Here is a 20,053-nt window from a genome sequence, read left to right on the forward strand (position 1 = left end):
TACACATCTATTAACTTTTTAAATCTTTCAAATTATGGACAAACTCAAAAAACTGACAAAAGTCGTACTAAACCAACAAGGTAAAGTTCTTCCAAAAGAGCAAATGATGAAAATCTTAGGGGGAGGAAGTGCGTATTGCCACTGCTGGAACAGTTCTAATGCCATTGATGCCTCTAACTGTTCTCAATGTCAAGATAAATGCAATGGTCTTGGAGGAGTACAAAACTGCAATACCGTAGGAGGTTAACAACAAAAGAAAGGGTTGGCTTTAGCAGAGGTCACCTCCTACCGCCAACCCCTTGTTTCTTAAAACAATATACAACCATGATCTATCTTTTCTTTTTAATCCCCCTTTTACTTATCAGTTGTAACCAGGATCGAGTGAAAGATAATAGTAAGAACGAAATAATCGAGTACTTCATTCCACTCTCACATCGGGTAGAAAAAGATGTGAATGAAGTATTTGAGGAATATTGGTATGTCCCCTTGGAAACAAGGGATGACGCATTGATAGAAGAACTTTACAATATCAAGAACATTGTTATCTATCAAGAAGATATCTACATAGGCTCGGGAAATCAATTAATCATATGGGATAAATATGGAAAAATCAAACGCTATTTATATAAAAAGGGAGAAGATCCTCAATCGTACTTCTTCTTAGGAAATTTTACAATATGGCCTAATGGAGATATTTTGATTTCTTCTGCGAACGATATTACGACTTATTCTAATTCGTTCAAATTTATTCGCAAATGGGCAGATCATGAAAATATAGGATATATAGAGGCTATCACCCAATTTAATGACAGCTCATACATTATAAAAAACATGCCTATACAGGGGCAGTCGCGTTACAGGATAATCAACCCAAAGAGCGGAAATCTTATCAACTCGTATGATTCCATAGAAAAAGCGAACAAATATATCAGCTCATACACAAATTCGTTCGAACGTTTAGAGGGGCATATCCTCTCTCATGGCTATCAAGGCAATGAGATACTTGAGTGTACAATGGATAGCACTAAAATTCGATATCGAATAAATATCGACAATAAAATTCCTCCAGCGGGATTTTGGGCACAAGACGGAAAGGATTATGTGCAAATAGTAATGGAGGAGACAGAGAAAGGATACATCGGGCATATCCCGGATTACGTGGAATCAAAGGAAACAATATTACTCTCCTTCAAGGGAAAAAGGGATGACCTGAACGGAATAGCCTTAATCGACAAAAAAGACGGGAACGCAAGAGTTTTAGAGAACATCAAGTTCGATGACAACTTCCGGTGGTTGCCCAAACAGTTCTTCTCGTTAGATGAGGGCTGGTGCGCCATGCTGATGTATCCGGAAGACGTTTTGAAGAAGGAAGAGTTCGCAAGGCGTTTCCCCGGACTGGACGAGGAGAGTAACCCGGTGTTGTTCATTGGTAAACTAAGGTAATCATTAAAGACCTAAAGCAATGGAACATGACAATCTATTCATCCAAATTTTAGAAATCTTATCGATAAAGCACACGGAAGATTTTACCATAAGATTCTACGAGAGCCATCCACACAAAAACAATCTGTTTGGACTGTCCGAGATGCTACGTTATTATAATATAGAGAATGTAGCGGCCGAAATTCAAAAAACACAAGAAAACTTATCCTCATTGGATGTACCCTTTGTGGCTTACGTAGATCATGAGTTTGTATTGGTGCGACATGTTTCTACCGAGGCAATCATCTATTCATGGCGAGGTAAAAACATCACATTATCTATCCCGGTATTCTTGGAACGATGGTCAGGAATCGTCCTTCTTTTCGAATCCACCGATGAATCTATTGAACCGGATTATAAAGAGCATAGAAAGGAATACTTACGACAGCGGATAGTAATCGCATGTTTCGTTTCATTACTTCTATCATTAATAGGGTGTGCCCTTATCACCAACAGAGGAATGGAGATAGGAATCTGGGGGTTATGGGGTGTTAATGTGATCGGAGCATCTTTCTGCGGTATCCTGCTTTCTCGAGAGATCTTAGGCTCGGATAAATATGTCAACAAAATTTGTTCCCTGTTTTTGAAATCCAGTGATTGCAACGGGACATTGGATTCCCAAGCATCTCATTTCTTGGGGATCAGTTGGAGTGTCTTCGGCTTAGGATATTTTCTTTCCGCAATATTGTTTATCGCCTTGTTGCCCCAATATGTTATATATGCAGAGACTCTGAATATAATCGCATTACCTTATACAGCGTGGAGCGTATGGTACCAAAAATTTAGGGTAAAACAATGGTGCGCTTTATGTTTATCTGTACAAGCTACCGTATGGATCACCTTTCTTATCTCTCTATTTGCGATAGGCATAGATTTCAATCAATGGAATTTATTTGATTCTATTTCCATTGGATGCATGTATGGACTCGTCATTCTACTGATCCATTTTATTGTCGCATTATATGTAAAAGAAAAGCAAACCCAACAAAGCAACAATAAACTTAGCTGCATAAAACTGAATGCCTCTGTATTTAGGACATTATTAAACGAACAGCCTCAATATGACATTGATAAAAATATAGGAATATTATTGGGAAATACGGATGCCAAGGAATGGATTACCATTATCTCGAATCCACATTGTGCCCCTTGCGCAAGGTTACATCCCCAAATAGAAGAGTTACTCAAAGAATATAAAGAGGAGATTTGCATACAAATCGTCTTGACCTCTTTTAGCAAGGAATTAGAACCTAGCGCTATGCTACTAACCTCCATGTATCTACTAAATAAGGAATCAGATTATTTACGATTCCTGTCCGACTGGTATACAAAAGAGCGTCATAAAAGAGAAGGTTGCTATAAGAGATACAAGTTAAATCTAAATGACAAAGAAATGTTAGCCAACATACAAGCACAAAACGAATGGGTTAAACGCAATACGATAAGTTCCACTCCTACAATTCTGATAAATGGTTATTTATTGCCGGAAGAATATGAGTTAAAGGATATGTCGTATTTAATAAATTAAGTACTATGAATAAATTAGCATCACAAATAGATTCGCTAAATAAGCATTTGATAGGCTCATTACATACAAGCTACCCTTTCGGATTGGCTCATGGCAAAATGGGATTACTCATCTATTTATACCATTTGTATGATTATACGCAAGAAGCTATTTATAAAGAGAAGGCTGAGAGATTGCTGGACGATCTCTTGGAAAACGCTCTCTCTAAAAACGCAGAACTTACCGTGGAGGAAGGTTTATGCGGAGTTGCGTTAGGATTGGATTATATTGTAAAAAAGCAATTTGTAGACGGTGATATTAATGATTTGCTAAGTGGTATCGATGATTTGCTATTCAAGAAGCTGGTTTTCGGAAATATGGAATCTAGGTATTCCCTGTCTCAACTCATCCATTTCTTATATTACATTTATAAAAGGCTGGAAATCCAGACAAACGATAATGAGCGTTTCCCTTTCGAGGGCTTAGCAATCAAGTTAGTTAATCAATTGGCCGATTTGATAGACGCCTCCTTTTTCGAGGAATCCTATACGTTTTCCATTTACCAATATCACGTACCGATATTGATGAAAACCCTGTCCTGTCTTATACAATATGATTTTTACAAGGATCGGATACAAAAGGTTCTGGAACAACTATCTCTGTATATGTTCTCCCATTTGCCTCATCTGCATTTAAACCGACTATATCTGTTATGGGGCATGCTACCTTTACGGGATTGTTCGCCGGATTGGCAAAGATATGTGGACGAACTAAGAAAATCAATCAACCTAGACATAATATATAATAGAGAGATCAAAGGCAGGGATATCTATATCAGCAATGGATACGCTTCTCTATATTTCTTGTTGGAGGGATTAAACAAGGACTTTCCTAAATACACTATTCCTTTCAATCCGCACTTAATTTACGATCGGATCATCTCGTCTGACGCTTGGGATGCCCTAATGGAGAACGAATACTACTATAATATACACCGAGGATTGCTGAATGGTTTCCCCGGTACGGTGTTGACATTGTTAAACATTAAGCAAAGATATTTATGCGAATAGACTTGACAGATACAACATTTATTATTCCCGTACGGATCGATTCCATGATCCGTTTGGAGAACCTGTTGATGTCCGTGGACTCAATAGTACGTTATTTCCGGACACGCATCTTAATTCTGGAGGCCTCATCATACCAAAATGAGATTATCCCCTCGTTAATAAAAGATGATACGGTGAAGTACACTTTCCTCGTGGATAAAGATCCTGTATTCTACAAGACCAAATACTTGAATATCCTCGCAAAGCAGGTTGATACTCCACTTGTTTGTATTTGGGACGCAGATGTGATACTGGACCACCTTCAAATATTGGATGCGGTGAAACAGCTTAGAACTAGGACTTCTGATGTCGCTTATCCATATGATGGTAATTTTTTAGATACGTCAGATATATTGAGGGAACATTATTGGCTCCATCGTGACTTAGATTTCCTAAAAAAAATCAAGCAAAGATGAACTCTTTGTACACAGTAGAGGGAGTGATAGGCGCAGTCGGGGGAGCGGTCTTCGCCCAAACGGAAAAATACCTGCAAGCGGGTATGGAGAATGAGGATTTCTATGGCTGGGGCTTGGAGGACGGAGAAAGACATTACCGTTGGTTGAGTTTTGGCTACCGGATTTATCGGAGTGAGGGCTGTTTATTCCATTTGTCTCATCCCCGGGATCAAAATGGGATGTTCCGTTCAAGGATACATAGCGAAAAAGCGATGCATGATATGAATGAAGTAGTAAACTATTCCAAAGAGGAACTTCGAGAAAAGTTCAACCTTGGATTCAAAATAGAGAATTGTATTTAGTGATGAAAGATAAAATTATTGGGTCTTAAGTTCATTGGCCTACAAACCTAAGATACTTCACCAAGGATCCTAAGATACTTTACCGATGAACCTAAGATACTTTATCCATGAACAAACAAGATCGGGGACCTCAACCTTTTACCACATAAGTCAGCATAAATCAGAAATATTTTGTACTTTTGCGCCGTATTATACAAAATAATAGCATAATGAATCTATTAGAACTGAGTGAACAGGAAATAATAAGACGTAATAGCATGGAGCAGTTGCGTCAGATGGGGATAGAGCCTTATCCCGCAGCTGAGTATGTAACGAACGCATTTTCCAAAGAAATAAAAGAGACATTCAAAGACGACGCTGAGCCACGCCCGGTAAGTATCGCCGGCCGTATCATGAGCCGTCGTATCATGGGTAAGGCTTCCTTCATGGAATTACAGGATTCCGAAGGCAGAATACAGGTCTATATCTCCCGTGACGATATTTGTCCGGATGAGAATAAGGACACCTACAATGTCGTTTTCAAGAAATTACTGGATATCGGTGATTTCGTCGGGATCAAGGGATTCGTTTTCCGTACTCAGATGGGAGAGATTTCCGTTCATGCGCAAGAATTGACAGTTCTGTCTAAATCACTTCGTCCGCTACCGGTCGTTAAATATAAGGACGGTGTCGCTTACGACGGTTTTAATGACCCGGAGCTTCGTTATCGCCAGCGTTACGTGGATTTGGTAGTAAACGAGGGTGTAAAAGATATTTTCATGAAACGTGCGGCTATCATCAAGACCATGCGTACCGCCTTGGATGAGGCCGGATATACGGAGGTAGAGACTCCGATCCTGCAATCTATCGCCGGAGGAGCTAGCGCACGTCCGTTTACGACACATCATAATTCCTTGGATATCGATTTATATTTACGTATCGCTACCGAGTTGTATTTGAAACGATTGATCGTCGGTGGATTCGAGGGTGTATACGAGATCGGTAAGAATTTCCGTAACGAGGGTATGGACCGTACGCACAACCCGGAGTTCACTTGTATGGAACTTTATGTCCAATACAAAGACTATAACTGGATGATGAGCTTCACTGAGAAGCTGTTGGAGCGTATCTGTATCGCCGTGAACGGTACGAGCGAGAGCACGATCGACGGTAAGACAATCAGCTTCAAGGCTCCTTTCCGCCGTTTGCCGATCTTGGAGGCGATCAAGGAAAAGACGGGTTACGACTTGGAAGGTAAGAGCGAGGACGAGATCCGTACGATCTGCAAGGAATTGAAGATGGAGATCGACGATACGATGGGTAAAGGTAAATTGATCGACGAGATCTTCGGGGAGTTCTGCGAGGGTACGTTTATCCAGCCGACCTTCATCATCGACTATCCGGTTGAGATGAGCCCGCTGACTAAGATGCACCGTAGCAAACCGGGATTGACCGAACGCTTCGAGTTGATGGTAAACGGGAAGGAATTGGCGAACGCTTATAGCGAGCTGAACGATCCGATCGACCAAGAAGAACGTTTCAAGGAGCAATTACGCTTGAGCGAGAAAGGGGACGACGAGGCGATGTTCATCGATCAAGATTTCTTACGCGCCCTTCAATTCGGTATGCCTCCTACGTCGGGTATCGGTATCGGTATCGACCGTCTGGTTATGTTGATGACCGGACAGACAACGATCCAAGAGGTATTGCTTTTCCCGCAAATGCGTCCGGAGAAAACCGCAAAGAAAGATAACGCCGACAAATACGTAGCCTTGGGTATTTCCGAGGAGTGGGTTCCCGCTTTGCAGAAAGCCGGCTACCTGACGGTTGACACGCTGAAAGAAGCGAACGCCAACAAATTAAGACAAGAGCTTTGTGAGCTTAATAAAAAATATAAGTTAGAACTGCAAAATCCTACGATCCAAGAAATAGAAGCTTGGATAGCCAATGTAGGAGAATAAAAGCGTGATACGATGGATTTGCCCGGAAAAATCGCGATAATGGGAGGTGGTAGCTGGGCTACCGCCTTAGCCAAGATCGTACTTTCAACTCAAGATAGTATCAACTGGTACATGCGTAGGCCCGATCGTATCGAGGAGTTCAAGCAGTTGGGACACAACCCGTGTTACCTCACCGCCGTGAAATTCGACACGAACAAGATAAACTTCTATTCCAATATCAACCAAGCGATCAAGGACTCGGATACCTTGATCTTCGCTACGCCTTCCCCTTTCTTGAAACAACATTTGAAGAAGGTGAAGACCTCTTTGAAAGATAAGTTTATCATCTCGGCGATCAAGGGTATCGTACCGGATGAGAATATGTTGATTACGGATTACTTCGCGGAGTATTACAAGGTTCCGACAGAAAATATAGCAGTTATCGGTGGTCCCTGTCATGCGGAAGAGATCGCTCTGGAGCGGCTCTCGTACATTACGTTGGCTTGTTCCGACATCGAGAAGGTCCGTACGATATCCCCCGTTTTCAAGAATCAATACTTAAAGAATTCCTTCTGTAAGGATGTGACCGGTATCGAATACGCCGCCGTACTGAAGAACGTGTACGCTATCGCCGCCGGTATTTGCCATGGGATGAAATATGGCGATAACTTCCAAGCCGTATTTATCTCGAACGCTATTGAGGAGATGCGTAATTTCGTGGACGCCGTACACGGGCTGGAGCGGGATATCACCGACTCCGTCTACCTTGGCGATTTGCTGGTTACCGCTTATTCCCGGTTCAGCCGTAACCGTACTTTCGGAACCATGATCGGTAAAGGATATTCCGTGAAGACAGCGCAGCTGGAGATGGAAATGATCGCCGAGGGATATTATGGAACCAAGTGTATGCGTGAGATCAATGAGAAATATAAAGTGAACATGCCGATACTGGACGCTGTTTATGATATATTGTACGAGAAGAAATCGCCAACAACGGTCATTCGTCAATTAACGGAAACGTTTAAATAAAATAGCATATGAAAAACATCAGTTTAAACATCGACAAGGCTCTGGGCACTGTCTCCAAGGAACAGGTTTACGCTCAAGAGGCCAAGGCAATGGAATGTATTGCCACATTACATAACGGTAACGGAGCAGGTAACGACTTTTTGGGTTGGTTGCATCTCCCCTCTTCTATCACGGACACAGAGTTGGCCGACATCGAGAATACGGCGAACGTGCTTCGTTCTAAATGTGAAGTGGTCGTAGCCATTGGTATCGGTGGTAGCTATTTGGGTACCAAAGCGGTAGTAGAAGCGTTAAACAACAGCTTCGACTGGTTGCAAAACGACCGTAAAAACCCGGTTATGTTATACGCCGGACACAATATCGGAGAGGATTATCTTTATGAATTAAGCGAAGTTTTGAAAGGTAAGCAATTCGGTATTATCAATATCTCCAAGTCTGGTACGACTACAGAGCCGGCTTTGGCTTTCCGTATCTTGAAGAAACAATTGGAAGATGCTGTTGGCAAGGAAGAGGCTAAACATCGTATCGTAGCTATCACGGACGCTAAGAGAGGCGCTTTACGTACCTTGGCGGATCAAGAAGGTTACAAGACTTTCGTCATCCCTGATAACGTAGGTGGACGTTTCTCTGTTTTAACTCCGGTAGGTTTGCTTCCGATCGCCGTGGCAGGTATCAGCATCCGCGACTTGGTTGCTGGAGCTGTTTCCATGGAAAAAGCTACAGACGCGAGCGTTCCTTTCGCTGATAATATGGCCGCTATCTATGCCGCTACTCGTAACGAGTTGTATAAGAGCGGTAAAAAGATTGAGATCTTGGCTAACTTCCATCCGAAATTGCATTATATCGCAGAATGGTGGAAACAACTTTATGGAGAGAGCGAAGGTAAAGACGGTAAAGGTATTTTCCCCGCATCTGTAGATTTGACAACCGATTTGCATTCCATGGGTCAATGGATTCAAGACGGTGAGCGTACGATTTTCGAAACGGTTATCTCCGTGGAAGCTACAGATCATAGCGTATTGGTTCCTACAGACGAGGCTGATTTGGATGGATTGAACTTCTTGGCAGGCAAGCATGTAGACGAGGTAAACAAGATGGCTGAGTTAGGTACTCAGTTAGCTCACGTAGATGGTGGCGTTCCTAATATCAAGGTAACTATGCCGGAAGTAAGTGCGTTCTATATTGGTCAGTTGTTCTATTTCTTCGAGAAAGCTTGTGGCATCAGTGGTTATATGTTGGGCGTTAACCCATTCAATCAACCGGGTGTCGAGGCTTATAAGAAGAATATGTTCGCCCTGTTGAATAAGCCGGGATACGAGAAAGAAAGCGAAGCTATCAAAGCACGTTTATAATACGATTTACCCCATAAAAAAACGGTTTTCTCATCACGAGGAAACCGTTTTTTCGTTTGAATAGTTTTTATTACTCATTTAATTCTTTAAGTAAATCGCTCCCGGCCTTGAATTTGACCGAGACACGTGGAGTAATCATTACTTCCTCCCCTGTTTTCGGATTACGTGCCAATCGCTCGGATTGTTGCCAAGGTACAAAAGATCCAAATCCTTTCATGGAAATAGATTCTCCTTCCCGCATTCCTTTCGCCACAACAGTCGGTAACGCATTCACTACGGTTCTAACAACATTTTTCGGCAATCCTGTTTCTTCCACAAGAGATTGTACTAATTCTCCTCTATTCATACTAGATAATAAATATACCATTCTTCACCAGAAAAGAGTCCGATGAGAACTTAGTTGTTTAATCATTGCAAATATATGAATATTTGGGGAATATCAAAATATCATATATTAAAAATCAATGCATACAGAAATATCATATACCTAAATGTAGGTATAATTGAACCCCTTTCAGATAGACTAGTGAGACTTTGGTAGAAATATAATTAATAAGAAATAGTATACAGTATTATGATATTACTTATTCATAGCAAGTTATAGCCTTTGAAAATTCGTTATTAATGCGCTTACTAGAGTTCTCATCGAACTACGTCATAATTTATTGATTGATTATCTCAACGAAATAAATTTATATCCCTTATTTTTCAATACATCTATCAACTCATCCAGATAATTATAGAATTAATCAATCCGGTTAGGGTATACATGTAGGTGGATCAAAAGTGAGCACCCATTTAAACCATTTTTGTTTCATAAAATGAAATTCCATTATATATCATATTTATTTAATTTCAAGAAGCTTTCCTCCCATTTCTGTTAATTCCGATTTATTACGTACCTTTGTATTGGTTTTTAAGAAGGTAATAACATGATTCAAGAAGCGATTATCCGATATCTGCGTAAACACAGGCAGGAATCCCTTTCTCCCAAAGCTGTTCTTTTCGATATGGATGGTGTATTATATGACTCTATGCGTTTTCATGCACGGGCATGGCATGAGGTAGCGACCCTCCATCAGCTAACTTCTCGGCCGGAAGACTTTTATATGTTCGAAGGACGTACTGGGGAAAGCACGATCAACGAGCTATACCAACGCACTTTCCAACGAGACGCTACCGCCGAGGAGAAGCAAACGATCTATAAAGAGAAAGCGGATCTATTCAATACCTATAATGACGGTGCCCCCATGACCGGCGCCGCAGAGGTTCTAAAAGAAGTGGAAGCATCCGGACTGCAACGATTGGTTGTCACCGGTTCCGGCCAACATAGCTTGATCGATAAGCTAAACCATACCTATCCGGGACATTTCAACCGAGAGAAAATGGTTACGGCTTTCGACGTGAAATATGGCAAGCCACACCCCGAACCTTATTTAATGGGACTTCAAAAAGCGCATGCGAAGCCTAATGAAACTTTTGTGGTAGAGAACGCTCCCATGGGAGTAGAAGCTGCCGTGGCAGCCAATATCTTTACGATAGCCGTAAACACCGGACCTCTCCCCGATCAAGTTTTATTAGATGCCGGAGCGGATTTACTATATCCGGATATGGAAAACTTAGCTAAAGATTGGAAACAAATCATCGAGCTTGCGAAATCCACCCGATTGAACGAGTATTCCAAATAAGCGAACATAAAAAAAGAGGCTACCCGATAATGAAGTAGCCTCTTCTTTTTTATCATCGAACGGATTATTTCACATAATCAGCCTTATTCAAGAAATCATAGCTTTGCTGAACGCTGGCAACCGGATCATTGTTAGTATATTGTTCCACTTCAACATACCAATCCTTTACGTTATTAGCGTACATTTGATCGAAGATAGGCTTGAAATCCATCTTACCGCTTGCGCCGATCTCTTTCTCATCCTTGATATGGATAGCCTTGAACTGGCTCGGACGGTTCTTCAAGTAAGCGACAGGATCACCGCCACCCATCATTACCCAGTATACATCCATCTCGAAGAATACGTGGTTCGGGCTTACGTTATCCAACAGATAATCATAGATCAACTGATCGTCAATCTTACGGAACTCGAAGTCATGGTTATGATAACCGAATGCGATACTAGCGGCAGCGGTCTTATAACCAACCGTGTTGAAATAATCACAGTACATCTTCAAGTCATCCAATGTAGTCTTATCGTTAACCGGCATCCACGGTTGAACCATATATTTAACGCCTAACTCATTATGAGCATCGATCGCTTGATCCCACCAACTCATAACCTCGGCTTCTTTTTCTTTCGTAAAGGCCTGTCCAAGGTGAGCGCTCGTGCACTTCATACCTAGGTCATTCACCATTTTCTTAAATTCAGCGGGAGCTAAACCGTAAATCTTACCGTTATCATAGCTTGCTGTCTCCAGATTCTTATAACCCATCTTAGCGGCGGTTTCCAATACTTTCTGGATACCTTCTTCTTTTACAAGGTCTCTTAAAGAATACAATTGAAGCCCTATATATTTAGAAGACTCCGATGCTGTAGCGGCAGCTTGTCCTGATTTACCGCCACAAGAAGATAATAACTGCGGGGCTACCAACCCACCCGCAAGCATCAAAGAGGCTTGCTTCAAAAAATTACGTCTGTTCTGCATAGTACTATTAATTAAGTTTGATTGAGAATTTTTACAAAAGTAAGACTATATTCTTAGGTTTATATCTTTATGGAAGTTAAAATCTTCAAAAAGGACATTGTATTTTAATTTTCGTTATCTTTGGAGGATATATTATTACTTAAATCATTTATATCATGAAAAAATTATCAATTCTAGCGATGGGCCTTCTCTTTGTCCTGACCACAGCCTGTAGTGTTTCTGGCAGTGGCACCTTATTCGATGGCAAAGATAGTAACAAATGGAAAATGACAGGCGATGTCTCCGTTCAAGACGACATAATGACCTTGAAAGGTACGGATGCGCTGGTCGTACTGAAAAACGGCAAATACAAAAACTTCGATCTGACCCTTGATTTACGTACTACCCCGGGAGGCAAAGGCGCCGTCTGGTTCCATACGGACCCGAACTTGAAGAAAGGATATCGTATCGCTATCAATAATGACCGGGCTGATAAGGTTTGGTGGAAAATGACAGGAAGTCTTGTTTCCGTGAGGAATTTGACCAAAAGCTTCGTAAAAGAAGATCAATGGTTCAAGATGGATATCCGGGTAGCCGGACAAGAGATCGATGTAAATATAAACGGCGAACCGGTTGTAGAGTATATCCAACCGACCGCACCGTATCGTACGGACGCTAACACCTATGCCTTATTATCGGAAGGGACATTTGGCATAGAGAGTGATGGTAGCGGTGAGATCCAGATCAAGAACATCACCGTGAACGTAATTGATGAATCCACGATCGATATCAACGCACAATTGGCGGAAGCTAACGATGAGCAAAATGACGAGATCATAAAATTACATCAATCGGATTTCCCTGTATTGGATTATCACGTGCATTTAAAAGGAGGATTAACCAAGGAAGTTGCCGCTAAGCAATCCCGCAAGACCGGTATCAATTATACGATCGCACCGAACTGCGGCATCGGTTTCCCGATCACGAACGACCAACAAGTCATGGATTACCTAAATGAGATGCGCTCACAGCCTTTCATCCTTGGTATGCAAGCGGAAGGACGCGAATGGATAACCACATTCTCTCCCGAGACTCTTAAAGAATTCGACTATGTGTTTACGGACGCTTTGACGTTCAAGGACAATAAAGGTCGCCGTACCCGCCTATGGATTCCGGAAGAGACTTGGATCGAGAATGAGGAGCAATATATGGACATGATCGTAGATCGTATCTGCTCCGTATTGGAAGAGCCGGTAGATATCTATGTAAATCCTTGTTTCTTGCCATCTCCGATGGATAAGCGTTTTGACGAATTCTGGACGGAGGCCCGCATGAACCGTTTCGTCGAGGCATTGGCAAAAAGCGGAAAAGCTTTAGAGATCAACGAACTATACAACATTCCAAATAAAGCGATCATTATGAAGGCGAAAGCCGCCGGCGTTAAATTCACGTTTGGAAGTAACAACGTGACACCAAACGTCAGCGATCTGTCTTACAGTATCCGCATGATGAAAGAATGTGGCCTGACGGCTGAGGATATGTATAAACCGAAAGTTAAAATCTAATCACACATTTACCCTCACCCTAATCCCCCGTTTAGGGACACCCTAAATGAGCGATTAGGGTAGACCTAAACGAGGGATTATTCTCTCTCTCGCAACATCCGTCGCATCTTCATATACCGATATTGCTTAATAATCATCTTGCGGCTACGTATGATCTGATAACGGTAAATGATACAAGACAAGATGAAATATACGCCCGCTTGAATCCATAATACCCGATATTCATGCGCCACCTCATGCAAGGAAGCGCCAGCCGTATTGATACGAATAAATCCCTGGATACCCGGAGTAGAAGGAAACAAATAACCCACCACTTTCCAAAACGAAGGAATAGCCGCCTCCGGCCAAGAGACACCCGAGATAAATAACAAGATGACAGACGTGAAAACGAATACCAACATAGGTGACTCACGACTCGTCATAAATCCAGATAGCGTCATAGACATAAAAATACAGGCAAACAGGTAAGGCAGTAAAAACAACAAAATAGTCAGTGGCTCACCAACCTGAGGTAAGGAGAATAACTTAGGGACAATAGCCAATACCCAGATGCAAACCACCACATACAGCAAAAGATAAGTCAGCGACTTGCCGAACACGATACGCAAAGTCCCATTAAAATGCCGGCAAATAGGCACCAGACTATGAAAGCGGTTCTTTTCCCGGGCCGTTCCTCCCAACATTCCGATACCCAATATCAAAGTCTGTTGCAACACCAAGATCAAGATAGCCGGTACCAAGAAACTGGCAAAGCCATTCTGGGAATTAAACAACGCTACCGATTCATACGGGATCGGGTCTACCGTGATCTGGTCCATCTTATCCGTAGACGACGGATTATTATGCATCCGAAGTTCCTTACCCATATCCAATGACACCTCTGTCGTCGCCAAAAGGAAAGCCTTATAAAACAATAAGGCGCTCATATCGCAATACAACGAGACGGTTGTCTGTCGCCCTTCATGCAGGTCCTTACTATAATCCGGGGGAAAGAGCAAAATTCCATAGGCCTTCTTCTCATCCAACATCTTCTTGGCTTCCGCCATATCCGGACAAACACCCACTACTTCCACATCCGGCGTGGCGTTAACCCGTCTGGTAAACTCACGACTCAAATAGGAATCACTTTGGTCTACCACCACCATCTTCGCCTCGTGTACTACCTCGTTATTATATATAAATGAATAAAGCAGCGGATATACGAAAGGCACCAAGAAAAAGAAAATCATGACCCCCGCATCTTTAAACACGTTTCTCAATTCATCCTTCCAAATATAAAACGTATCCAGAAGACCTTCCTTTATGATATATCGTAAACGATGTTCTCTTTTCATCACATACTGTTTTTACGGTAGATATTTGAAATCCAACAACGCCCTCTTCAAGTTCCGCCCGATAAGGAACGGCAAGATCAGAAATCCCAACAACCAAGCGTACTCGCCCAACGTATAGAATAGTGCCCGCCCGTTCAAGGCTTGATCGACATAAATCAAGAAATAATGCCGTAGAGGAAACAAACGAGCCAACGCTTGCAACGTAGGGTCCATACCTTGTACCGGAAACGAGAATCCGACAATGGAGAACGAGATCATTCCGAACAGGCTGGCGAAGCTAAGCCCTAAACGGGGAGTCGGTAATACGCCGATCATAAATACGCCTACCGCCTGAGAGGATATAATCAGCAAAAACATCGCCAAAAGCATCGGAAACCAACCGCTATTTAACGGGAAAGAATTAAATCCATATAACACCGCACAATACATAAAGCCTACGACCGTAAAAATAGCCGTCTGCGGCAATAACTTTCCCAACAAACTAACTGCGATAGAACTCCCTCCCATATCCAACCATTTACGGGATGTGGAATATTTAATTTCCGTACCGATACTGAATACTGTCACTAGAAATACCATCAACTGAATGATACCCGGCAAAACCGTATTATTCAAATATACCGAATAATTCAACCACGGATTGCCGATCGGATGCGTATCGATCACGATCGGTTGTAGCTGTCCCATGATCTGCGCTTCGGTATACCCTTTAGCTTGTCCGGTCTGTAAACCCACAGCGGCCCCCGCCAATACCGACATCGTTTTCATATCCCGAAACAGCAAGGAAGCGGCGATCAAATAGGTACCATTCGTATAGAAAGACAACCGGGGCTGCTTTCCAGATGTGGCGTCCACGGCGAAACCGGATGGAATGTAAAAAATTCCATATACATTCCCTTTCTGCATTTCCTGACGAGCCTCGGTAAACGACATGGTTTTCATATACACCTCTGTCTGCTCAAAGGCATCCAACTGGCGAATCAAATTGCGCGAGGTAGCAGAGTTATCCATATCCACCACTGCTATCGGCAGATCGGTCGGCAATCCCTCATGCATCAACGATACAAAGAAAATGACACAGATAGCCGGAGCGATCAGCATACAAAAGAAGTAAATCGGTTGAGCCACCAGCCGATGCACCTCACGCTTCGCGATAAGCCAGATTCTATGCAAACTTTCTTTATAGGTCATACGATCTCTTTCCCTTTTTTCTTTAAGATCACGGACATTCCCGGACGAAGATCAGCGACTTTCTCCAACGGACGGGCACGCACTTCGAAAGTCTTCGAGTCATATTGTCCATTCGTCTTTGTCGCTTTCCATGCGGCATACGAGCCCATATCCTTCATATAATAGACTTTCAACTTCACCGGTAGGTCCCCCAACGCCGGTATAAAAGCATTTACTTCCGAGCCAATCTTGATATCTTTCAACAGATCCTCACGAATACTGAAAGTTACCCATACATCATTTAAATCAGAGATATTCATGATCGGAGCGCCTGTACCAACCAACTCACCGACTTCCGGGAACCGTTCTGAAACCTCCCCGTCAATCGGAGCCACCAAAGCGCTCTCGCCCACATACGACTCCACTTCGGCGATAGCACCTTCCGCACGTTGGACCATAGCGGCAGCGGCAGCCTTATCTTCCTTACGGGCACCTTCTTTTGCCATCTCATATTGAGAACGGGCAGCCTTCTCTGTCGCTACCATAGCGTTATAATTAGCCTCCACCTCGTCTCTTTTTTGAGCGGACATCACCCCTTTCTCGTATAAATTCTGAATACGATCGAAAGATTTCTTAGCGATAGTTAATCCAGCTTGCGCCTTTTGCCACATCTCATAAGCGGCCGTGATTTCCTGTTCACGGGCTCCTTTAATCGCTTTAGCGTTCTGCGCCTCCGCTGCCGCACGAGCCGCCTCCGCTTGTTTCAGCTTCGCCATAACCTCGGGCGTATCTAAAAAGACCAAAGTATCTCCGGCTTTTACCTGATCGCCTTCGCCAAAACGATAAGAAGCGATACGTCCGGGAACCTTACCGGAGATACGAACTTGGGTGGCCTCGGCCTGCCCCATTATAATATCGTCAGGCGGTGTAAGCAGGAAGAAACCCGCCAAGGCTACCAATCCGATCACGACCAATACCGTGATAAAAGCTAACATCATGTTACTGATAGAAAACTTCTTGTTCTCATTCATCTCTGTGTATATTTTTATTTGTTATTACTCTTATTCATTTGCGGACAGTTTACCCAAAGCCTTGCTTAGATAAACTTCTGTTAATTTCACCTCGATTTGAGCATCAATCAAACTAGAGCGAGCAGAAACCCATGCTGTCTGCGCCTCCATTAAGTTCAAAGCCGGGATAACCCCTTCCTCAAAACCGAAATTCGCACGCCGCAAATTCTCTTCCGCATTTTCCATATTACGGGAAGAAGCGATCAACTTTTTGCCCGCTTCATTCACTTTATAAACGGATTGATTTACCTGCAACTCGATCTTTTCACGAGCATCCTGCCATTCCAGTGTTTTTATGCGCGTTTCCGCTTTCGCCGAGTTACGCCTATAAGTGCCTTCCCACCAACCGGACAAGGGTACCTTTACCATAACTCCGACATTAAACATACCGGCGAAATCATTTTTAAAACCATTAAAAACATTCGGATTCGTGACGAAGTAATTCGCCGCTAAAGCGACATTAGGCAACATCTCTGCCAAAGCAATACGTTCTTTTCGCTTATAGATTTTCGTTGTCAGATCCAAACTTCTCAGTTCATTACGATTCATGAAAGCCTCATTCAGATCGGCCGAGGCTTGTGTTGTCTCTACCGGAAAATTATCCAGCTTCTCGTCTGCAAGCGATAAATCCTCCTCTAAAGACAGACCACAAATTTGCGCTAAAAGCATTCGGGTTAAAGCCAGACCATTCTCAACCTTAGTCTGAGCCATCTCCGCCTCATTCAGTTTCACCTTGACAGAAAGACCATCGGCCTCGGTAGCGACTCCCTCATAGATCATAGCGGTCACATCACTATCCATCTTACGGAGCAAATCCACATAAGCGTCCGCCAATTTCTTCTTATTCACCAAAGATATGACCTGCCAATAGGTCTCGTCAGTCTTATAAATCAAGTCCTGCAACTGTAAATTATTCATTGACTCCGCTAATTGCTTGGCAAACTTAGTGATTTGGTTATAATTAACGATCTTCCCGCCCATGAATACAGGCTGCACCAACGATACATTACCCACCCAGATATTCTGCACATCCAAATGTTGCATATCGTTCACCCCACTCATCAAATGTTGGATCATCGGTAATTGGGCCAAGCCACCTAAAGAAGAGCTCAAGGATGAGGACAAAGCGCCCATGTCCAGTAAGTTTATATCCTTCTGGTTCCACATATAGGCACCGTTTGCCGATAATTGAGGAAAATACTTGGTAAAAGCGGCTTTCTTCTCATTATCCGCCATCTTGATCTTTTCGCCAGAGATTTGTAGCTCCTTATTGTTCTGGATCGCCAGATTCCGGCACTCTTCCAATGTCAACATTCGCTGAGCGTGCATACAGCTCACCGTGACTACAAATGTTAATAGTAAGATAGTTCGTTTCATCTTTATATCGTTTTAACCTACCTATATAATGCCATCATATTCCCTATGTGACAAAAATATAAAAACCCGCACAAAAGTATAGGTTTAAAGCGAATATAAAATTGAACTAATTCAATAAAGGATACGTTTCTTCAACTTACAATACCAAGAATCACTAACCCCCATATATTGAGCTATATATTTATCAGGTACCCGGCTTACGATCCATTGGTGGTTCGTATAAAGATATTTCAGGAATTCTTCCGCCTTACAGGTTTGACGGACAGCGAACATTGAATAGAGCTTGGAAATAATCATCAGCATCACATTCTGATAACAGGTAGCGAAAGCTGGATATCCCAACGTCAAACGTTCGATATCCGTCCGGGAGAAACAAAGTAATTCACCATCCTCGATAGCTTTCACCTCAAACTCGGAAGGGACTTGTGTAAAATAACCGATTGTAGAAACAAAAGGGTACATACTGTCCGAGGAGAAACCGGTTACGCATTCATTCCCATTCTCATTAATATATTGATTGATAAAAAGCCCTTTATTAATAAAATAGGCATCTTGGCACAACTCGCCCGTACGAATCAAATAATCCCCTTTCCGGATTGTCACACCTCGAGTACAACTTTCCAAATCCCTTAGGAAAGATTCATCTCGAGACAGAATCTCCGGAATAAAACTTAGGAACTTCTCAAAGTCAGGAGATAATTTCATAGTTAATCATCCAAGGTAAATCTCTTCTGTCCGATCAAATTACCGTCAGAGAAAATATCCACACGGTAAGTACCCGGAGATAAGAATTCCTCGATATTCCAATACATGGTCACAACCACCTCCTCACCTTCATATTCTATCATTTTCTTCATAGAATAATTGATTTCCTTTCCTTCAAAAGCGAATACATCCGCACGGCTTTTCACCAATATATCGTCATCCGGTTTCATGATCCGTACATATACCATCTTTTCGCCGACAGGAGCGGTAATGTTCTTCGCTATCTTGAAAGTCACGACGAATTGCTGCATCTTCTTAATACGCTTAGCTAGTTTTCCTCGAGAGTTCACAGGAGTCACGTTAATATCCGTCGCATCCAAACGACTAGCTAACGTTACTCTTTCCGTCAATTTCTCTTTTTCCTTTTTCAAGGTAGCAGCTTGTGAAGTAGCCCTCTGATATTTCTGAACAGCCTCTTTCTTCTCAACCTTCAATTGCTCATTCTCACGATTCAAGGAATCGATTTGGACAACATAGTTACGCATGATTTTACGTAAGGTATCCAATTCCTTTTTCAAGCGAGCTATTTCCTTCGCATTCGTAGCCTTCACCGTACGCAATTCTTCCAATAAACGTTGTACCTTTGCTTGCTCCGTAGATAATAGGGCAACAAGGGAATCATTGCCTACGCTAAACTTATAACCTTCATATTGAAGAGACAATTCATTATATTCATCCTCCAAAGATTCTTTCTCAAGATCAAAGGTTTCCACCAAATCAGTCATTTGCTGCTTTTGATGATAAATATAATAACCGGCACCAGCAATAATCAGTACCAATACTATAACTGCTACAATAAGTAGCGAAAGTTTATTTACTTCTTTATTCTCTTTCTTTTCAGTATCCATATGAGGTTCTTAGCTATTACAAAAGCACAAAATTACAATTTCTTATCCATCCGAACAACAAAGTACACCTAAAAATAGAAAAAGACAGAGAGGATATATACCAAAAAAAGGAGCCAATCTTTCGACTGACTCCTT

19 protein-coding genes are annotated in these 20,053 nt (G+C 42.3%); 11 read left to right on the plus strand and 8 right to left on the minus strand.

Features of this window, described 5'->3' with window-relative positions:
- Positions 1 to 34: 34 nt before the first annotated feature.
- From DW205_RS16070 to DW205_RS16105, 9 genes are all read left to right on the plus strand, one after another.
- Positions 35 to 247: a hypothetical protein gene (locus tag DW205_RS16070; RefSeq protein ID WP_005865774.1), complete on the plus strand. Its 213-nt coding sequence runs from the start codon at positions 35 to 37 to the stop codon at positions 245 to 247.
- A gap of 203 nt (positions 248 to 450) precedes the next feature.
- Complete coding sequence (locus DW205_RS16075; RefSeq protein WP_232299927.1) at positions 451 to 1,443, plus strand: 6-bladed beta-propeller; 993 nt, start codon at positions 451 to 453, stop codon at positions 1,441 to 1,443.
- 19 nt (positions 1,444 to 1,462) lie between these two features.
- Complete coding sequence (locus DW205_RS16080; RefSeq protein WP_005865771.1) at positions 1,463 to 3,010, plus strand: thioredoxin domain-containing protein; 1,548 nt, start codon at positions 1,463 to 1,465, stop codon at positions 3,008 to 3,010.
- A 5-nt stretch (positions 3,011 to 3,015) separates the two neighbouring features.
- The gene (locus DW205_RS16085; protein WP_005865769.1) at positions 3,016 to 4,059 is read left to right on the plus strand and encodes a hypothetical protein; all 1,044 of its coding nucleotides are present in this window, start codon (positions 3,016 to 3,018) and stop codon (positions 4,057 to 4,059) included.
- Positions 4,050 to 4,514 carry a hypothetical protein gene (locus tag DW205_RS22575; protein WP_005865767.1) on the plus strand — a complete coding sequence of 155 codons (465 nt, stop codon included), beginning with the start codon at positions 4,050 to 4,052 and terminating at the stop codon, positions 4,512 to 4,514. Before DW205_RS16085 ends, DW205_RS22575 begins: the two co-directional genes overlap by 10 nt.
- A complete protein-coding gene (locus tag DW205_RS22580; RefSeq protein ID WP_005865765.1) occupies positions 4,511 to 4,855 on the plus strand; it encodes a galactosyltransferase-related protein in 345 nt (114 codons plus the stop codon). Before DW205_RS22575 ends, DW205_RS22580 begins: the two co-directional genes overlap by 4 nt.
- A 209-nt stretch (positions 4,856 to 5,064) precedes the next feature.
- The gene (lysS, locus tag DW205_RS16095; protein WP_008778031.1) at positions 5,065 to 6,795 is read left to right on the plus strand and encodes a lysine--tRNA ligase; all 1,731 of its coding nucleotides are present in this window, start codon (positions 5,065 to 5,067) and stop codon (positions 6,793 to 6,795) included.
- Positions 6,796 to 6,807: 12 nt separating this feature from the next.
- Entirely contained in the window at positions 6,808 to 7,803 is a 996-nt protein-coding gene (locus tag DW205_RS16100; protein ID WP_005861487.1) for an NAD(P)H-dependent glycerol-3-phosphate dehydrogenase, read from the plus strand.
- Positions 7,804 to 7,811: 8 nt separating this feature from the next.
- Positions 7,812 to 9,155 (plus strand): glucose-6-phosphate isomerase, encoded by a 1,344-nt coding sequence (locus DW205_RS16105; RefSeq protein ID WP_005865760.1) that lies wholly within the window; start codon positions 7,812 to 7,814, stop codon positions 9,153 to 9,155.
- A gap of 70 nt (positions 9,156 to 9,225) precedes the next feature.
- On the opposite strand, the gene DW205_RS16110 is transcribed toward DW205_RS16105, so the two are convergent.
- Positions 9,226 to 9,501, minus strand: a complete 276-nt coding sequence (locus DW205_RS16110; protein ID WP_005865756.1) for an HU family DNA-binding protein — start codon at positions 9,499 to 9,501, stop codon at positions 9,226 to 9,228.
- A gap of 586 nt (positions 9,502 to 10,087) precedes the next feature.
- Between DW205_RS16110 and DW205_RS16115 the strand changes: the two genes are divergently transcribed.
- Positions 10,088 to 10,843 carry an HAD family phosphatase gene (locus tag DW205_RS16115; RefSeq protein ID WP_005865754.1) on the plus strand — a complete coding sequence of 252 codons (756 nt, stop codon included), beginning with the start codon at positions 10,088 to 10,090 and terminating at the stop codon, positions 10,841 to 10,843.
- A gap of 64 nt (positions 10,844 to 10,907) precedes the next feature.
- Here the strand turns inward: DW205_RS16115 and DW205_RS16120 are convergent, their stop codons facing one another.
- Positions 10,908 to 11,810, minus strand: coding sequence for a sugar phosphate isomerase/epimerase (locus DW205_RS16120; protein WP_005865752.1), 903 nt, complete (start codon positions 11,808 to 11,810; stop codon positions 10,908 to 10,910).
- Between the two features lie 155 nt (positions 11,811 to 11,965).
- On the opposite strand from DW205_RS16120, the gene DW205_RS16125 reads away from it, so the two are divergent.
- A complete protein-coding gene (locus DW205_RS16125; RefSeq protein WP_005865749.1) occupies positions 11,966 to 13,354 on the plus strand; it encodes a DUF1080 domain-containing protein in 1,389 nt (462 codons plus the stop codon).
- A 77-nt stretch (positions 13,355 to 13,431) separates the two neighbouring features.
- Here DW205_RS16125 and DW205_RS16130 read toward each other — a convergent pair whose 3' ends face one another.
- From DW205_RS16130 to DW205_RS16155, 6 genes are all read right to left on the minus strand, one after another.
- Entirely contained in the window at positions 13,432 to 14,688 is a 1,257-nt protein-coding gene (locus DW205_RS16130; RefSeq protein ID WP_005865747.1) for an ABC transporter permease, read from the minus strand.
- A gap of 12 nt (positions 14,689 to 14,700) precedes the next feature.
- Positions 14,701 to 15,879: an ABC transporter permease gene (locus tag DW205_RS16135; RefSeq protein WP_005865745.1), complete on the minus strand. Its 1,179-nt coding sequence runs from the start codon at positions 15,877 to 15,879 to the stop codon at positions 14,701 to 14,703.
- Positions 15,876 to 16,889 carry an HlyD family secretion protein gene (locus tag DW205_RS16140; protein WP_005865742.1) on the minus strand — a complete coding sequence of 338 codons (1,014 nt, stop codon included), beginning with the start codon at positions 16,887 to 16,889 and terminating at the stop codon, positions 15,876 to 15,878. Before DW205_RS16140 ends, DW205_RS16135 begins: the two co-directional genes overlap by 4 nt.
- A 30-nt stretch (positions 16,890 to 16,919) precedes the next feature.
- Positions 16,920 to 18,305, minus strand: coding sequence for a TolC family protein (locus DW205_RS16145; protein ID WP_005865740.1), 1,386 nt, complete (start codon positions 18,303 to 18,305; stop codon positions 16,920 to 16,922).
- Between the two features lie 111 nt (positions 18,306 to 18,416).
- Complete coding sequence (locus DW205_RS16150; RefSeq protein WP_005865738.1) at positions 18,417 to 19,010, minus strand: Crp/Fnr family transcriptional regulator; 594 nt, start codon at positions 19,008 to 19,010, stop codon at positions 18,417 to 18,419.
- Between the two features lie 2 nt (positions 19,011 to 19,012).
- Entirely contained in the window at positions 19,013 to 19,918 is a 906-nt protein-coding gene (locus DW205_RS16155; protein ID WP_005865736.1) for a hypothetical protein, read from the minus strand.
- Positions 19,919 to 20,053: the final 135 nt, after the last annotated feature.

This window comes from Parabacteroides sp. AM17-47 (assembly GCF_003434625.1).
GTDB classification, from domain to species: Bacteria; Bacteroidota; Bacteroidia; order Bacteroidales; family Tannerellaceae; genus Parabacteroides; species Parabacteroides distasonis.

Coding starts and splice junctions, on each gene's coding strand:
- DW205_RS16070 (WP_005865774.1), top strand. CDS start 35: ATGGACAAACTCAAAAAACTGACAAAAGTCGTACTAAACCAACAAGGT.
- DW205_RS16080 (WP_005865771.1), top strand. CDS start 1,463: ATGGAACATGACAATCTATTCATCCAAATTTTAGAAATCTTATCGATA.
- DW205_RS16085 (WP_005865769.1), top strand. CDS start 3,016: ATGAATAAATTAGCATCACAAATAGATTCGCTAAATAAGCATTTGATA.
- DW205_RS22575 (WP_005865767.1), top strand. CDS start 4,050: ATGCGAATAGACTTGACAGATACAACATTTATTATTCCCGTACGGATC.
- DW205_RS22580 (WP_005865765.1), top strand. CDS start 4,511: ATGAACTCTTTGTACACAGTAGAGGGAGTGATAGGCGCAGTCGGGGGA.
- lysS (WP_008778031.1), top strand. CDS start 5,065: ATGAATCTATTAGAACTGAGTGAACAGGAAATAATAAGACGTAATAGC.
- DW205_RS16100 (WP_005861487.1), top strand. CDS start 6,808: ATGGATTTGCCCGGAAAAATCGCGATAATGGGAGGTGGTAGCTGGGCT.
- DW205_RS16105 (WP_005865760.1), top strand. CDS start 7,812: ATGAAAAACATCAGTTTAAACATCGACAAGGCTCTGGGCACTGTCTCC.
- DW205_RS16110 (WP_005865756.1), bottom strand. CDS start 9,501: ATGAATAGAGGAGAATTAGTACAATCTCTTGTGGAAGAAACAGGATTG.
- DW205_RS16115 (WP_005865754.1), top strand. CDS start 10,088: ATGATTCAAGAAGCGATTATCCGATATCTGCGTAAACACAGGCAGGAA.
- DW205_RS16120 (WP_005865752.1), bottom strand. CDS start 11,810: ATGCAGAACAGACGTAATTTTTTGAAGCAAGCCTCTTTGATGCTTGCG.
- DW205_RS16125 (WP_005865749.1), top strand. CDS start 11,966: ATGAAAAAATTATCAATTCTAGCGATGGGCCTTCTCTTTGTCCTGACC.
- DW205_RS16130 (WP_005865747.1), bottom strand. CDS start 14,688: ATGAAAAGAGAACATCGTTTACGATATATCATAAAGGAAGGTCTTCTG.
- DW205_RS16135 (WP_005865745.1), bottom strand. CDS start 15,879: ATGACCTATAAAGAAAGTTTGCATAGAATCTGGCTTATCGCGAAGCGT.
- DW205_RS16140 (WP_005865742.1), bottom strand. CDS start 16,889: ATGAATGAGAACAAGAAGTTTTCTATCAGTAACATGATGTTAGCTTTT.
- DW205_RS16145 (WP_005865740.1), bottom strand. CDS start 18,305: ATGAAACGAACTATCTTACTATTAACATTTGTAGTCACGGTGAGCTGT.
- DW205_RS16150 (WP_005865738.1), bottom strand. CDS start 19,010: ATGAAATTATCTCCTGACTTTGAGAAGTTCCTAAGTTTTATTCCGGAG.
- DW205_RS16155 (WP_005865736.1), bottom strand. CDS start 19,918: ATGGATACTGAAAAGAAAGAGAATAAAGAAGTAAATAAACTTTCGCTA.